Genomic DNA, 13,684 nt, shown 5'->3' with positions numbered 1-13,684 from the left:
GTCAGAACACCATCACGTCGGAGGAAGGGGGATCGGCGAACAGCTTCGCCACGGTCTGCGCCCGGCGCGAACGGGCCAGGGCCTGGGCGATATAGCCCTTGTCGGTGATCTCGCCGGCCCCGGCGTCGGGCGGGCCGTCCAGCACCAGGGCCCGGCCGATGCGGCCGCCCGCGCCCTTGGCCCGGGCGTTGAAGGCTTCCAGACCCAGGCGCACGGCGACCGCAACGGCCTCGGGCGCCAAGTCGGGGTTGGGATAGAACATCAGGCCGACGCCTTCCTGGTTCTCGCCACAGACCACCGCGTCGGTGACCGCGTCGCCCACCGCGGAAACGGCGGCCACCCGCAGGTCTCCGACCGTCACGAAGGTTCCGCTGGCCAGCTTGAAGTTCTCCGACAGCCGGCCGTCGAACACCATGCCCTGCTCAGGATTTTCGGCGTCCACGAAGCGGGCGGCGTCCCCCAGCAGGTAGAAGCCCTCCGCGTCACGGCTCTGGGCGGTGAGATCGGGGCGGCCGAGGTAGCCCGCGGTGATCTGCGGGCCCTTGACCCGGAACTCCAGCTTGTCGCCAGACGGCGCCAGCTTCACCGTCGTGCCGGGGACCGGCAGGCCGATCAGACCCATCCGGCCGTTGTGCCAGTGGACCGTCGCCGCCGTGGGCCCGGTCTCCGTCGCGCCATAGCCTGAGGCGAAGGAGATGCGCTCCCCCACGGTGCGGACGGCCACGGCCTGGATACGGTCGTTGATCTCCTGGCCGAGCGCCGCGCCGCCGTACTGCAGCAGGCGAACCCGGGAGAAGAAGGTCCGCGCCAGGTCATCGTCCCGCTCCAGTTCGCCGGCGAACAGCATCCAGCCGGCGGGCACCATGTTCTGATAGGTGGGCGCGATGTCCTTTAGGTTGCGCACCGTCTCGGCGAAGCGCCCGGCCACCGGCTGACCCGCATCGATATAGACCGCCCCGCCCCGGTGGGTGGACATGTGCAGGATGGAGTTGGCGCCCAGGCTGTGGCTCCAGGGCGCGGAATTGACCATCACCGGCGGCTCGTCATCCTCGAAGCAGGCGCGGATCTGGGCGGAGTTCCAGGCCATGCCGCGATGGGTGCAGATCACCGCCTTGGGCAGGCCGGTTGAGCCGGAGGTGAGCAGGTATTTCGCGTGGTCGTCGGGTTTGGAGGTGGGCGCGGCGGGGCTGGCCTTCAGCAGGCGTTCCAGCGGCACATCGCCCACCCGCGGGGTCTTCCCGGCGATCACCGGCAGGCCAGCCAGGAACGGGGCCTCCAGAGCCTCGATGAAGAGGGTGGCGTCCTCGGTGTAGACGGCGGCGGGGTTCAGCACCTCCACCGCATGGGCCAGCCGCGAGAGGTTGGCGCCCGGCAGGCCGTACTGCGGCGAGACCGGCGCCACGGGCATGCCCTGACTCATGGCCGCGTACTTGATCAGCGCGTGATCGATCCCGTTGCGGGCCAGGATCAACAGTGGCCGTTGGCTGACGACGCCGAGTTCGCGCAGCCCCCCGGCGATGGCGGCGACCGCGCCCAGCGCCTCGGCATAGGAAATGGTCCGCCAGCCGTCGCCGGACCGCTCCGCCAGCCAGATGGCCGAGGGGGTCCTGGCGGCCCAATGCGCCAGGGCCTCCGTCGTGGTCGAGAAGGCCGTGGAAAAGGGCGTCGGGTTGGAGACGATGATCTCGCCATTGTCCCGGCGCGCGATCTCAACGCGTCGCGGGGCGAAGCGGGCGTCGCGGAAGGGGGCGGTGGCGATGTTCAGCTCGGCGTCCATGCCCTAGGCTTATCGCCCCGCGGGCGCGGAAGGAAAGCGCGAACCTTCAGGCGAGCCTCGTAAGCCTCGTCCGCCGATTGAGCTGTTCGGCCGGGGCAAGGTCGAGGGCCAAGGTGAGGGGCGCTACCCGCCGAGGGTCTCGGAGAAGCGGACGGGTTCGCCCAGGTGCGGGGCGATCACCTCGTCGTCGCGCATCACCACGCGGCCACGGATGATGGTGGCCATCGGCCAGCCGGTGGCCTCGAAGCCGTCGAAGGGGGTCCAGCCGACGCGGCTGGCCATGTCCTCGTGCTTGATGGTGCGGCGGGCCTTGAGGTCGACGATGGTGAAATCGGCGTCGTTGCCCACCGCCAGCCGGCCCTTGTCGGCCATCCCGAACAGGCGGTTGGCGCCGTGGCTGGTCAGGTCGACAAAGCGCTCCAGGGTCAGACGCCCGTTGGCCACATGGGTCAGCATCACCGGCACCAGGGTCTGCACGCCCGGCATGCCGGAGGGCGAGGCGGGATAGGGCCGGGCCTTCTCTTCCTTGGTGTGGGGCGCGTGGTCGGAGCCCAGCACGTCGGCGACCCCGGCGGCCAGCGCATCCCACAGGCCATCCTGGTGATACTTGTTGCGGATCGGCGGGTTCATCTGGGCGTAGCCCTTCAGCCGCTCATAGGCCTCGGGCGCCGTCAGGGTCAGGTGCTGGGGGGTGACCTCGACGCTGGCCACGTCCTTGTTGGCGGCCAGGAAGATCATCTCCTCGGCGGTGGTGACGTGCAGGACGTGGATGCGCTTGCCCAGCGCCTTGGCGATGCGCACCAGCCGGTGCGTGGACTCCAGGGCCGAGGCGGCGTCGCGGACCTCCTCGTGGCTGGTCCAGTCGCCGGTGCGCGCCAGCGGCCGGCGCTCGGCCAGGCGGTATTCGTCCTCGGAGTGGAAGGCCGCGCGGCGGTTCACGTGGCGCAGCACCTGCTCAATGCCCGCGTCGTCCTGCACCAGCAGGCTGCCGGTCGAGGCGCCCATGAACACCTTGATCCCGCAGCAACCGGGCAGGCGCTCCAGTTCGCCCAGGAAGACGGCGTTCTCGTGGGTGCCGCCGACATAGAAGGCGTGGTCGCAGTGCATGCGACCCTTGGCGCGCACCAGCTTGTCGGCCAGCGCATCCGGATCGGTGGTGGTGGGCTCGGTGTTCGGCATCTCGAACACGGCGACGACCCCGCCCAGGACGGCGGCGCGGGACCCGCTTTCCAGGTCCTCCTTCCACTCCAGGCCGGGCTCGCGGAAGTGGACCTGGGTGTCGATGACGCCGGGCAGCACCGCCAGCCCCTTGGCGTCGAACACCTCGCCGGCCGACGCCTGGGAGAGGTCGCCGATGGCGACGATCTTGCCGGCGCGGACGCCGACGTCGGAAAGGCCTCGGCCGGCGTGGTTCACCACTTCGCCGCCCCGGATGATTAGGTCGTAGGTCTCGCTCATCTTGTCCCGGTTGTCTTCGCCAGCAGATCGCGCGCCGTGGAGACCACGGTATCGACGGGGAGATCCATCATGTGACAGAGCGCCTGCTGGAAGCCAGGGTCAACCGCCGCGATGGTCGCGAAATCTCGAGGGCCCCGCACTACCCGGGTGTCGGCGCCCCAGGGACCGTAGAGGGTCTCATCCGACGGTCCGAACAGGCCGATCGTGGGCACGCCGGCCGCCGCGGCGATGTGCATCAGGCCCGAATCGTTGCCGATGAACAGCCGCGCATGCTTGAGGCAGGCATGGGCGGTCAGCAAGTCCACCTTGCCCACCAGGTCGATGAAGCGGCTCTTGGGGACCACGTTGCGCAGGGACTGGGTCGCCTGGGCGTCCGCGGGCCCGCCCAGAACCATCAGCCGCGCCCCGGCCAGCGGCCCCTCATCCCCCAGCAGCTGGATGGCGGTCTGGGCGAAGCGCTCCACCGGCCAGGTCTTGCCGACCCAGTTAGCCGACGGTGCGAGCGCCAGGATCGGGCCTTCACCGGCGGTCAGCTCGGCGGCCATCTCCTCGGTCTCAGGCGAGGTGTAGAGATGGGGCGACGGCGGATCGTCCTCGATCTGCAGCACGCGGGCGGCCTCCACCACCTTGTGCATGGGGGTCGACGGCCGCCGGAACACCGCGCGGCGGTCGCGCTTCAGGAAGCCGGAGATCGCCGAGCCGCGCAGGTCCACCACCAGGCCCCAATGACGCTTGCGCACCTGTCGCCACAGCCGGAACCAATGGCGGCCGTCCTTGGCCTTCTCGAAGACGATGATCTCTTCAAGGTTAGGAACGTCCAGGAACAGAGGCGCCGCAACAGGCCCGGCCACGATGGTGAAACGGGCGCTGGGGATTTCGGCCAGCAGTTTCCGGATGAGCCCGGAAGAGAGCACGGCGTCGCCAATCCGCGTGGCGGTGATGAACAGAATCGGGAAGGACCCGGGGGTCATCGTCCCTCTATAAGGCTCCGCGCGCTGGCGCTCCACCCATGGCGTCCCTAACTTCGACATCATGCCGCAAGCTTTCTCCTACGCCGTCCTGAACAGCCGAGCCCTGATCTCGCTCTCGGGCGAGGATTGGCGCGAGTTCCTGCAGGGCCTGATCACCCAGGATGTGGCGACGCTCCAGCCGGGCGAAGCGCGGTTCGGAGGCCTACTGACCCCGCAAGGACGGCTTTTGTTCGACCTGTTCGTCGTGGGCCGCGCGGATGGCTGCTGGCTGGACGTCGAGGCCCAGCATCGCGCGGCCCTGACGATGCGGCTGACCATGTACCGCCTGCGGGCCAAGGTGGTGATCGCCGCTGACGACACCCCCGTGGCCGCCCTGTTCGGCCAGGGCGCGGCGCCGGCGGGCTGGATCGTTGATCCGAGGCTCTCGACCCTCGGTTGGCGCGGCTACGGCGCAGCGCCGCCCGCCGAGGCGGCGCAGGTCGATGAAGCCGCCTACGAGTCGCACCGCCTGGCGCTGGGCGTGCCCGGCCCCGCCGACTGGGGTAGCGAAAAGACCTATCCCATCGAGGCCAATTTCGACCTGCTGAACGGCATCGACTTCCACAAGGGGTGCTTCGTCGGCCAGGAGACCACCTCGCGCATGAAGCGCCGGGGCCAGATCAAGAACCGCATGTTGCCGCTCTCCTTTGACGGCGCGGCGCCGGCCTTCGACGCCGAGGTCCTGCTGGGCGACCGGCGCGCGGGCGAGGTGCTCTCGGGGCAGGACGGCCGGGCCATGGCGCTGGTGCGCCTCGACCGCATCGACGGCGATCTCACGGCGGACGGCAAGGCCGTGCGGGTGGATCGGCCCGAGTGGTTGCCGCTCTAGCCACCCGTGTCATCCCGGAAAGCCCGCAGGGCTTGTCCGGGACCCAGACGCGCAGGACGTGCAGGAGAGATCGGTGCTTCTGGGTCCCGGTCTTCGCTGCGCGAAACCGGGATGACAGCTAAGAGGTGAGGAAGAACTCCCGCAGCGCCTTCAGCGTCTCCGCCGGGTTTTCCTCGGGGATGAAGTGGCCGCTCTCGATGGCGTGGCCCTGCACGTCGTCGGCCCACTCGCGCCAGATCGCCAGGACGTCGTACCAGGCGGCCAGCGCGCCCTTCGAGCCCCACAGCACTTGGACCGGGACCTTGATCCTGAGCTTGCCACGATCGGCCTCGTCGGCGGCGACATCATAGGAGGCGCCGGCGCGGTAGTCCTCGCAGATGGCGTGGACCATGGCGGGGTTGGACAGGCAGCGGACATAGTCGGCATAGGCTTCGGAATCGAACATCCCGCCCGAACCCCGGAACAGGAAAAAGTCCGGATCTGCGCCGATCACCGTCTCCGGGAACGGATGGGCCTGGGCCAGGAACGACCAGTGCCAGTAGGCAAGGGCGAAGGCCTTGTTGGCCCGCTTCCACACATCAGCCGTCGGGATGATGTCGAGGATGGAGAGCTTCAGCAACACGTCCGGGTGATCCAGGGCCAGGCGATAGGCGACCCGCCCGCCCCGGTCGTGACCGGCCAGGTTGAAGCGGTCGAAGCCGAAGTGGCGCATCAGGGCCACGGCGTCTCTCGCCATCGCCCGCTTGGAATAGGTCTCGTGGTCGGGCGTCGTCGGGGGCGCCGTGCTCTCGCCGTAGCCGCGCAGATCGGGCGCGATGACGGTGAAGTCGCGGGCGAGGTCGTCGGCCACCCGGCTCCACATCATGTGGGTTTCTGGGTAGCCGTGCAGCAGCAGGAGCGGCGGGCCCGAGCCGCCGCGCCGAACCCGAACGGTCACTTCCCCCAGATCGACCCGCGACAGTTGGAAGCCTTCGAACGCCATCCGCTTCGGTCCCGCTTGATTGGCCGCCGCCCCGCCTGCGAAAAGATCGGTCATGACTTCCGAACCGATTCGTTGCGGCTGGCGCGGCATGCAGGGTGATCCCCTGTACGAGGCCTATCACGACACGGAATGGGGCGTGCCGGAATACGATTCCCGCGCCCTTTGGGAGAAGCTGGTGCTGGACGGGTTCCAGGCCGGGCTCTCCTGGATCACCATCCTGAGGAAGCGCGACGCTTTCCGCGCGGCCTTCGCCGACTTCGATCCGGAGATCGTCGCCCGCTTCGGCGATGAGGATCGCGCCCGGCTGATGGCCGACGCCGGCATCGTGCGCTCCAACGCCAAGATCGACGCCGCCATCAATGGCGCGCGCGTCTATCTCGACATGCGTGATGCGGGCGAGGACTTCTCCCAGTTCCTCTGGAGCTTCACCAACGGCCGGGTGATCCACAACAGGTGGGAAGCCATCGGCGATGTCCCGGCCAAGACCGAGGTCGCCGAGCAGATGGCCAAGGGGCTCAAGCAGAAGGGCTTCAAGTTCGTGGGCCCGGTGATCGTCTACGCCTTCATGCAGGCCACCGGCTTCGTGAACGACCACCTCACCTGCTGCCATCGCCACGCTCCCACCGACCGGATGAGCGCCTGATGCCAGACATGCTGCTGGAGAGCGCCTGTCCGGGGCCGGTCTGCGGCGTCGACGAGGCCGGTCGTGGCCCCTGGGCGGGGCCAGTCTCGGCCGGGGCGGTGATCCTCGATCCCGACCGCGTGCCCAAGGGCCTGAACGACTCCAAGAAGCTCTCGGCCAAGCAGCGCGAGGCCCTGGAGATCGAGATCAAGGACATGGCGCTCGCCTGGGGCGTCGGCTTCGCCAGCGTCCAGGAGATCGCCGAGCTCAACATCCTGCACGCCGCGGGCCTGGCCATGTGCCGGGCGATCGGCGAGCTGTCGGTCACGCCGGCCTTCGCCCTGGTGGACGGCAATTACGCCTTCAAGCTGCCCTGCCCCATCAAGACGGTGATCAAGGGCGACGGGATCAGTTCCTCCATCGCCGCAGCCTCGATCCTCGCCAAGGTGGCCCGCGACCGGCTGATGGCCGAGATGGACGGGCTCTATCCGGGCTACGGCTTCGCCGCCCACAAGGGCTACCACGCCCCCATCCACGTGGAGGCCCTGCGCACCCTGGGCCCCTGCGAGATCCACCGCATGGGCTGGGCGCCGGTGAAGCTGGCGATGGCCGGTGAACTGGTGAACAGCGAGCTTGATCTGCTGACTCAAGATTGAGCCCTCCCCGCGTGGGTTAAGTGGTTGATTTGAGCGATTAACGCTCCGTTCACCACGTTTGCTCACGGACCCTTCACTACGATGACTCAGGATTCCGTTTCCTTAGAAGCGAGGCGGACATGGGCGCGATTGCCACCAACACGGTCATCCTGGGTGACTGCATCGAAAGCTTGAAGAAGCTCCCGTCGAAGTCCGTCGATCTGGTCTTCGCCGATCCGCCCTACAATCTGCAGCTGGGCGGCGACCTGCTGCGGCCGGACAACTCCAAGGTCGACGCCGTCGACGATGAGTGGGACCGCTTCGACTCGTTCGAGACCTATGACCGCTTCACCACGCAGTGGATGAGCGAGTGCCAGCGCGTCCTGAAGGACGACGGCGCCATGTGGGTGATCGGCAGCTATCACAACATCTTCCGGGTCGGCGCCATCCTGCAGACCCTGGGGTTCTGGATTCTGAACGACATCGTCTGGCGCAAGTCCAACCCGATGCCGAACTTCAAGGGCACCCGCTTCACCAACGCCCACGAGACCCTGATCTGGGCCGCCAAGGGCCGGGGCTCGCGCCGCTACACCTTCAACTACGACGCCATGAAGATGGCCAATGACGAGTTGCAGATGCGCTCGGACTGGACCTTCCCGCTGTGCACCGGCGAGGAGCGGCTGAAGGACGAGAACGGGGTCAAGGCCCACCCGACACAGAAGCCCGAGGCCCTGCTGCGCCGGATCATCCTGGCGTCCACGAGGCCCGGCGACATCATCCTGGACCCCTTCTTCGGCACCGGAACCACGGGCGCGGCCGCCAAGCAGCTGGGCCGCAAGTACATTGGCCTGGAGCGCGAGGAACAGTATGCAACCCTGGCCCGCGAGCGGATCAGCAAGGTGGTTCCGCTGACCGAGAGCGACCTGGAGGTCATGGGCTCCAAGCGCTCGGAGCCGCGCATCCCCTTCGGCCAGATCGTCGAGAGCGGCATGCTGCGTCCCGGCGACATGCTCTATTGCTCCAAGGGCGAACGCTCGGCTCGGGTGCGGGCCGATGGCAGCCTGGTGATCGGCGACATGGCCGGGTCCATCCACAAGGTGGGGGCCATGATCCAGTCGGCGCCGGCCTGCAACGGCTGGACCTACTGGCACTTCAAGACCGACAAGGGCCTGGCTCCGATCGACGTCCTGCGGATGAAGATGCGGTCTTCACTCGCTCAACTGGCGGCCTGACCCGGAAAATCACCCCGGCCGCCAAATTGTCTGGCGGTCGGTACGGTGGTGGTTAAGCTCGGGTGATGAATCCGCGCATCTATGTCCTGACCCTGGTGACCTTCGCCTTCGGGTCGGGGGCTTTCATCTTCGCCGGTCTGCTGGAGAGTCTGGCCGCCGACCTGGGCGTGACCACCGCCTTGGCGGGGCAACTGCAGACCGTGTTCGTCCTGACCTCGGCGGTGCTGGGACCGGTGGCGGCCTGGCTGTTTGCGCGGGTCGACCGCAAGATCATGGTGATGACCGCCCTGGGTCTCGGCGCCCTGCTGCACATCGCCTGCGCCCTGACCCCCAATTTCGAGGTCCTGATGGTCCTGCGCGCCCTGGCGGGCCTGGCCGGCGCCATGTCGGGACCGGCCGCCAGCGTGGCCGCCGCCGCCCTGGCGCCGCCGGAGCGCCGGGGCTCGGCCCTGGCCATGGTGTCGGGGGGCATGACCCTGGCCTTCGTAGTGGGCATCCCGCTGGGCAGCATCATCGGCTCGGTCTTCGACTGGCGCGCCACCTTCCTGTTCGCTGCAGGCCTGTCGCTCTTCGCCCTGGTGGCGGTGATCTTCTTCCTGCCCAAGGTTCCGGCGCCGCCGAAGCGCGAGGGCGGCGGCGACACGGTCAAGGTCCTGCTGCCGATCATCTGGCCCTTCTATCTGACCACCTTCCTGACCTTCGCCGCCAACATGACCCTGAACCTCTACATCGCCCCCATCGTGCGGGTCGGCGCGGGCGTCACCGGGGCGGGGATCGGCGCCTTCCAGGCGATGATCGGGGTGGGCTCAATCGCCGGCCTCTGGCTGGGGGCGCGGGCCGCCGACCGCAACGCCGGCCGGTCCTGGATCCTGCAGGGCTTCATCATCCAGGCCGCCGCCATGAGCGTCCACTTCGCCGCCACCCATCAGGTCCTGCCCGCCGGCTGGCCCAGCGCGGCCCTGGTGGCGCTGGGCATCTTCCTGGCCGCCACGGCGCTGTTCTCCATCACCCCGGTGATCCAGTCGAGCCTGATCCAGGCCACCGGCGGCGCCCCCGTCGCCCTGGCCCTGAACGGCTCGGTGATCTCGGTGGGCCAGGCCCTGGGCTCGACGGTCGGCGGCGCGGCCCTGGCCACCTACGGCGTCCCGGCCATCCCGGCGGCGGCGCTGGCCATGTCGCTGACGGCGCTGATCACCCTGACCTTCCTGTTCCCCCGGGCCGCGACCGTCGCGGAGGCCAAGGCGGAGGCGGCGAAAACCTAGAGCAGGTTGGTCAGCGCCGCCCTCGCCGCCTTCAGGAACACGCTGGGCAGGCCGTCCAGGTCACGCCTCGGAGACCAGATCACGCCGTCGGCCTGGCCCTCGGCGCGGTAGAGTTTCAGGGTCAGGGTGAAGTGGGTGAAGCCGTGCTCCACCTCGCCGACATGGCGCCAGTCGGCAGGCGCCGGCGCTTCGGCGCGGGCCTCGCCATCGGTGTAGGCCGCGGCGCGCCAATCGCTGGTGGGCAGGGCCAGCATCCCGCCCAGCAGCCCCTTGGGCGGGCGGCGGACCAGCGCCACCAGGTCGCCCTTGGTCAGGATGTAGGCCACGCCGTGGCGATGGGGTCGTACCGCCTTGGCGGTCCTCCGCGGATAGGTCTCGGGCGCCCCGGTGGCCAGCGCCGCGCAATAGACGGCTACCGGGCAGCGGTCGCAGAGCGGCGACTTCGGTTTGCAGATCGTCGCGCCCAAATCCATCAGGGACTGGGCCCAGTCGCCGGGGCGGTCGTCGGCGACCAGGGTCTGGGCCAGGCGCTTGAGCTCCCGCTTGGCGTCGGGCAGCGGGGTCTCGACCGCGAACAGCCGCGACATCACCCGCTCGACATTGCCGTCCACGACGTTGGTCGGCTGGTCGAAGGCGATGGCGGCCACGGCGGCGGCGGTATAGGGGCCGAGCCCCGGCAGGGCGCGCAGTCCCTCCTCGGTGTCGGGGAAGACCCCGCCGTGGTCGTTGGCCACGGCCCGCGCACAGGCCAACAGGTTGCGGGCGCGGGCGTAGTAGCCGAGCCCCGCCCAGGCGGCCATCACCTCGCCGTCGTGTTCGGCGGCCAGGGCCGAGACGGTGGGCCATCGCGCGGTGAATTTCAGGAAATAGGGCGTGGCGTGCGGCACGGTGGTCTGCTGCAGCATCACCTCCGACAGCCAGACCCGGTAGGGGTCCTGGCGCACACCCACCCGACCGCCCGCAGGCCCCACCCGCCAGGCGAGGTCGCGCGCCTGCCCGTCGTACCAGGCCAGCAATCGGGCGCGGAGGGCCTCGGGGTTCATTCCGCCTGGCGCTTGAGGAAGAACAGCGCGGTCAGGCTGATCAGGGCCGCGCCGCTGAGATAGTAGCCCACCGGGACCAGGCCGCCCTGGTCGGCCAGGGCCTGGGCGATCATGGGGGCCAGGCCCCCGCCCAGGATGCCGCCAACGTTGAAGGCCACCGAGGCGCCGGTGTAGCGGACCCGGGCCGGGAACAGGCCGGGCAGGAAGGCGCCCAGGGGTCCGTAGACCAGGCCCATCATGACGAGCGCCAGGGACAGGAAGCCCCAGATCAGCCACAGCGAGCCCGATCCCATCATGACGGGCAGCAGGAAGCCCAGCGCCACCGTGGCGATGCAGCCGGCCATCAGCACGCGCCTGGGGCTGGTGGCGTCGGCCCAGTAGCCGGCGGCGATGATGCCCGCGGCCATGAAGCCGATGGCGCCCAGCTGCACGCCCAGGAAGGTCTCTCGGCTGTAGCCCAGCTTGGTGGTGCCATAGCCGAGGGCGAAGGCGGTTGTCAGGTAGAAGATGGCGAAGCAGCAGACCACGGCGAAGGTGCCGGCCAGGGTCTGCAGCGGGTAGGTTTTCAGCAGCTCGCCCAGCGGCGCCTTGGCCGGCGGGGCTTCCTTCATGGCCTCGGCGAAGGCGGGCGTCTCGGTGAGCTTCAGCCGGACCCACAGGCCGACCCCCACCAGGACGATGCTGAGCAGGAAGGGAATGCGCCAGCCCCAGGCCAGGAACTGCTCGGGCGTCAGCAGCACCCCCAGCAGCAGGAAGAGGCCGTTGGCGGCGATGAAGCCTACGGGAGCGCCCAATTGCGGGAACATGCCGAAGCGGGCGCGCCAGCCGGGCGGCGCGTTCTCCACCGCCAGCAGGGCCGCCCCGCCCCATTCCCCGCCGAGGCCGAAGCCCTGGCCGAAGCGCAGCACGCACAGCAGGAAGGGCGCGACCCAGCCGGCCTGGGCGTAGGTGGGCAGGAAGGCGATGGCGAGCGTCGAGCCCCCCATCAACATCAGCGAGGCCACCAGCGTCGACTTGCGCCCCAGCCGGTCGCCGAAGTGACCGAACACGGCAGCGCCCAGGGGCCGGGCGAAGAAGGCCAGGGCGAAGGTGGCGTAGGCGCTCATCAGCTGGGCCGAGGCCGAGGCCGCGGGGAAGAACAGCTTGCCGAACACCAGGGAGGCGGCCGTGGCGTAGATGTAGAAGTCGTAGAACTCGACGGCGGTGCCCACCAGGCTGGCGGCCAGGATGCGGCGATGCGAGGCCGCTGGCTTGGTGTCGGACATTGGTGAGCTCCCCCGGGTGTAGCGGCTGGTGATTGCGACCTGAGGGCGGGGGCGTCAAGGCGGGTGGGGGAAGAGAGGAACCCCGAACCTCACGAACGACACGAACAAGAACGGCGGCGCACCTGCGGTGTCATCCCGGTTTCCGCGCAAGCGGAAGACCGGGACCCATACGTTCCGATCCATCCTGCACGCCCCGCGCTTCTGGGTCCCGGACAAGCGCTGCGCGCTTTCCGGGATGACACAGGTGTTCGTGTCGTTCGTGAGGTTCGTGGTTGATCTTCTTCCGACTGATGACCGACAGGGCCCTGAGCCTATAAGATACCTCCATGCCCAAGCGCCCCCTGCCCACCTCCGCGGAGGCGGCCTTCATCCTGTCGCGGAAGCGGACGCGGCCGCAGCGGCGGCCGCCACCTGCGGCTGGGCGGGGTCTGTCCAAGCTGCTGAAGGACCTGGACGCCCGGTTCGGCCAGGGTCCCGGCGCCCTGCAGGCCCGCTGGAAGGAAATCGTCGGCGAGCAGATCGCCAAGCGCACCGAGCCGGTGAAGCTGTCGAAGGTGAAGGCCGGGGAGCCCGCCGCCCTGGAGATCCGGGTGGCCGGCGCCGCCGCCGCCCTGATCCAGCACCAGGCGCCGGAGATCGTGGCGCGGGTGAACCTGTTCCTGGGCGCGGGCGCGGTGAACAAGCTGCGGATCGTCCAGGGCCCCCTGCGCAACGTGAACCCCGAGTCGGTGCGGCCCGTGCGCCGCCCCCTGCCCCCGCTGGACGCGGGCAAGGAGGCCGAATTGGCCGCCAGCCTGGCCGCCGAGCCGGACGGCCCTCTGAAGGCCGCATTGCTGAGCTTGGGTCGGGGCGTGCTGCGCGATCGCCGCACCCGTTGACTTTGCCCCCGGCCTGGGGGGAATCGCGCTTTAATCTTTCATTCGGAATTCCGCAGAGGGTCCAATGCCGAACTTCAGCCGTCGCCTCCTCGTTGTCGCCGCCGTGGGCCTGCTCGCCCTGGCCGGCTGTTCCAAGGGGGGCGCGAAGATCGACGCCGCCGACATGACCCTGGGCGATCCCGAGGCGCCGGTGAAGATCACCGAGTACGCCTCGGCCTCCTGCACCCACTGCGCCACCTTCAACAATGAGGTCTTCCCGGCCCTGAAGGCGAAGTACATCGACACCGGCAAGGTCCACTACACCTTCAAGGAATTCCTGACCCCGCCGGTGGAGGTGGCCGCCGCCGCCTTCCTGACCGCCCGCTGCGCCGGCAAGGACAAGTATTTCAGCGTGCTGGACGCCGTGTTCCAGGCCCAGAACGAGATGTTCACCACCGGCGACATGCGCGGCGTCCTGCTGCGGGTGGCCCAGTCGGCGGGGATGACTGAACCGCAGTTCAACGCCTGCATCACCGATGAGGCGGCCCTCAAGGCCCTGAACGAACGCGTGGAAAAGGCCTCCCGCGACGAGAAGATCACCGCCACCCCGACCTTCCTGATCAACGGCGAGAAGATGAAGGAGGGCGAGGCCACCCTGGCCGAGTTCGACGCCGCCATCGCCGCCGCCCAAGCCAAGAAGTAGGAAGGACCC

At 69.1% G+C, this 13,684-nt stretch carries 13 protein-coding genes; 7 read left to right on the top strand and 6 right to left on the bottom strand.

The genetic code is table 11. The annotated features are described in order from the left end of the window. Nucleotide 1: 1 nt before the first annotated feature. From Q7J39_RS11330 to Q7J39_RS11320, 3 genes are all read right to left on the bottom strand, one after another. Complete coding sequence (locus tag Q7J39_RS11330; RefSeq protein WP_304824514.1) at nucleotides 2-1,777, bottom strand: feruloyl-CoA synthase; 1,776 nt, start codon at nucleotides 1,775-1,777, stop codon at nucleotides 2-4. Nucleotides 1,778-1,900: 123 nt separating this feature from the next. Then, complete coding sequence (locus Q7J39_RS11325) at nucleotides 1,901-3,235, bottom strand: dihydroorotase (RefSeq protein WP_304824511.1); 1,335 nt, start codon at nucleotides 3,233-3,235, stop codon at nucleotides 1,901-1,903. Next, nucleotides 3,232-4,206, bottom strand: a complete 975-nt coding sequence (locus tag Q7J39_RS11320) for a glycosyltransferase family 9 protein (RefSeq protein ID WP_304824508.1) — start codon at nucleotides 4,204-4,206, stop codon at nucleotides 3,232-3,234. Before Q7J39_RS11320 ends, Q7J39_RS11325 begins: the two co-directional genes overlap by 4 nt. A 61-nt stretch (nucleotides 4,207-4,267) precedes the next feature. On the opposite strand from Q7J39_RS11320, the gene Q7J39_RS11315 reads away from it, so the two are divergent. Then, entirely contained in the window at nucleotides 4,268-5,074 is an 807-nt protein-coding gene (locus Q7J39_RS11315) for a folate-binding protein YgfZ (protein WP_304824505.1), read from the top strand. 118 nt (nucleotides 5,075-5,192) lie between these two features. Here the strand turns inward: Q7J39_RS11315 and Q7J39_RS11310 are convergent, their stop codons facing one another. After that, complete coding sequence (locus Q7J39_RS11310; RefSeq protein WP_304824501.1) at nucleotides 5,193-6,110, bottom strand: alpha/beta fold hydrolase; 918 nt, start codon at nucleotides 6,108-6,110, stop codon at nucleotides 5,193-5,195. Between Q7J39_RS11310 and Q7J39_RS11305 the strand changes: the two genes are divergently transcribed. The 4 genes from Q7J39_RS11305 to Q7J39_RS11290 all read left to right on the top strand — a co-directional run bounded on the left by Q7J39_RS11305 (nucleotide 6,109) and on the right by Q7J39_RS11290 (nucleotide 9,807). After that, the gene (locus Q7J39_RS11305; protein WP_304824498.1) at nucleotides 6,109-6,699 is read left to right on the top strand and encodes a DNA-3-methyladenine glycosylase I; all 591 of its coding nucleotides are present in this window, start codon (nucleotides 6,109-6,111) and stop codon (nucleotides 6,697-6,699) included. The genes Q7J39_RS11310 and Q7J39_RS11305 overlap by 2 nt on opposite strands. Next, nucleotides 6,699-7,334, top strand: coding sequence for a ribonuclease HII (locus Q7J39_RS11300; RefSeq protein WP_304824495.1), 636 nt, complete (start codon nucleotides 6,699-6,701; stop codon nucleotides 7,332-7,334). Before Q7J39_RS11305 ends, Q7J39_RS11300 begins: the two co-directional genes overlap by 1 nt. A gap of 119 nt (nucleotides 7,335-7,453) precedes the next feature. Then, the gene (locus Q7J39_RS11295) at nucleotides 7,454-8,545 is read left to right on the top strand and encodes a site-specific DNA-methyltransferase (protein WP_304824492.1); all 1,092 of its coding nucleotides are present in this window, start codon (nucleotides 7,454-7,456) and stop codon (nucleotides 8,543-8,545) included. Nucleotides 8,546-8,610: 65 nt separating this feature from the next. Then, the gene (locus Q7J39_RS11290; protein WP_304824487.1) at nucleotides 8,611-9,807 is read left to right on the top strand and encodes an MFS transporter; all 1,197 of its coding nucleotides are present in this window, start codon (nucleotides 8,611-8,613) and stop codon (nucleotides 9,805-9,807) included. On the opposite strand, the gene mutY is transcribed toward Q7J39_RS11290, so the two are convergent. Then, the gene (gene mutY / locus Q7J39_RS11285) at nucleotides 9,804-10,850 is read right to left on the bottom strand and encodes an A/G-specific adenine glycosylase (protein WP_304824484.1); all 1,047 of its coding nucleotides are present in this window, start codon (nucleotides 10,848-10,850) and stop codon (nucleotides 9,804-9,806) included. The two genes, Q7J39_RS11290 and mutY, sit on opposite strands and share 4 nt — an antisense overlap. Then, nucleotides 10,847-12,115 carry an MFS transporter gene (locus Q7J39_RS11280; protein WP_304824481.1) on the bottom strand — a complete coding sequence of 423 codons (1,269 nt, stop codon included), beginning with the start codon at nucleotides 12,113-12,115 and terminating at the stop codon, nucleotides 10,847-10,849. Before Q7J39_RS11280 ends, mutY begins: the two co-directional genes overlap by 4 nt. A gap of 326 nt (nucleotides 12,116-12,441) precedes the next feature. Here Q7J39_RS11280 and Q7J39_RS11275 point away from each other — a divergent pair, with 326 nt between their 5' ends. Both Q7J39_RS11275 and Q7J39_RS11270 read left to right on the top strand, forming a co-directional pair. After that, nucleotides 12,442-12,993, top strand: coding sequence for a DUF721 domain-containing protein (locus Q7J39_RS11275; RefSeq protein ID WP_304824478.1), 552 nt, complete (start codon nucleotides 12,442-12,444; stop codon nucleotides 12,991-12,993). A gap of 64 nt (nucleotides 12,994-13,057) precedes the next feature. Next, complete coding sequence (locus Q7J39_RS11270) at nucleotides 13,058-13,675, top strand: thioredoxin domain-containing protein (RefSeq protein WP_304824475.1); 618 nt, start codon at nucleotides 13,058-13,060, stop codon at nucleotides 13,673-13,675. Nucleotides 13,676-13,684: the final 9 nt, after the last annotated feature.

Source organism: Phenylobacterium sp. (genome assembly GCF_030651185.1).
Lineage (GTDB): Bacteria > Pseudomonadota > Alphaproteobacteria > Caulobacterales > Caulobacteraceae > Phenylobacterium.
The sequence above is the reverse complement of the archived record's forward strand: the minus strand, read 5'-3'. Positions and strand labels throughout refer to the sequence as shown.

Excerpts from the sequence above, each read along its gene's own strand:
- Q7J39_RS11290 (WP_304824487.1), top strand. The coding sequence starts at position 8,611 with ATGAATCCGCGCATCTATGTCCTGACCCTGGTGACCTTCGCCTTCGGG.
- Q7J39_RS11295 (WP_304824492.1), top strand. The coding sequence starts at position 7,454 with ATGGGCGCGATTGCCACCAACACGGTCATCCTGGGTGACTGCATCGAA.
- Q7J39_RS11310 (WP_304824501.1), bottom strand. The coding sequence starts at position 6,110 with ATGACCGATCTTTTCGCAGGCGGGGCGGCGGCCAATCAAGCGGGACCG.
- Q7J39_RS11320 (WP_304824508.1), bottom strand. The coding sequence starts at position 4,206 with ATGACCCCCGGGTCCTTCCCGATTCTGTTCATCACCGCCACGCGGATT.
- Q7J39_RS11330 (WP_304824514.1), bottom strand. The coding sequence starts at position 1,777 with ATGGACGCCGAGCTGAACATCGCCACCGCCCCCTTCCGCGACGCCCGC.
- Q7J39_RS11325 (WP_304824511.1), bottom strand. The coding sequence starts at position 3,235 with ATGAGCGAGACCTACGACCTAATCATCCGGGGCGGCGAAGTGGTGAAC.
- Q7J39_RS11300 (WP_304824495.1), top strand. The coding sequence starts at position 6,699 with ATGCCAGACATGCTGCTGGAGAGCGCCTGTCCGGGGCCGGTCTGCGGC.
- mutY (WP_304824484.1), bottom strand. The coding sequence starts at position 10,850 with ATGAACCCCGAGGCCCTCCGCGCCCGATTGCTGGCCTGGTACGACGGG.
- Q7J39_RS11270 (WP_304824475.1), top strand. The coding sequence starts at position 13,058 with ATGCCGAACTTCAGCCGTCGCCTCCTCGTTGTCGCCGCCGTGGGCCTG.
- Q7J39_RS11280 (WP_304824481.1), bottom strand. The coding sequence starts at position 12,115 with ATGTCCGACACCAAGCCAGCGGCCTCGCATCGCCGCATCCTGGCCGCC.
- Q7J39_RS11315 (WP_304824505.1), top strand. The coding sequence starts at position 4,268 with ATGCCGCAAGCTTTCTCCTACGCCGTCCTGAACAGCCGAGCCCTGATC.
- Q7J39_RS11275 (WP_304824478.1), top strand. The coding sequence starts at position 12,442 with ATGCCCAAGCGCCCCCTGCCCACCTCCGCGGAGGCGGCCTTCATCCTG.
- Q7J39_RS11305 (WP_304824498.1), top strand. The coding sequence starts at position 6,109 with ATGACTTCCGAACCGATTCGTTGCGGCTGGCGCGGCATGCAGGGTGAT.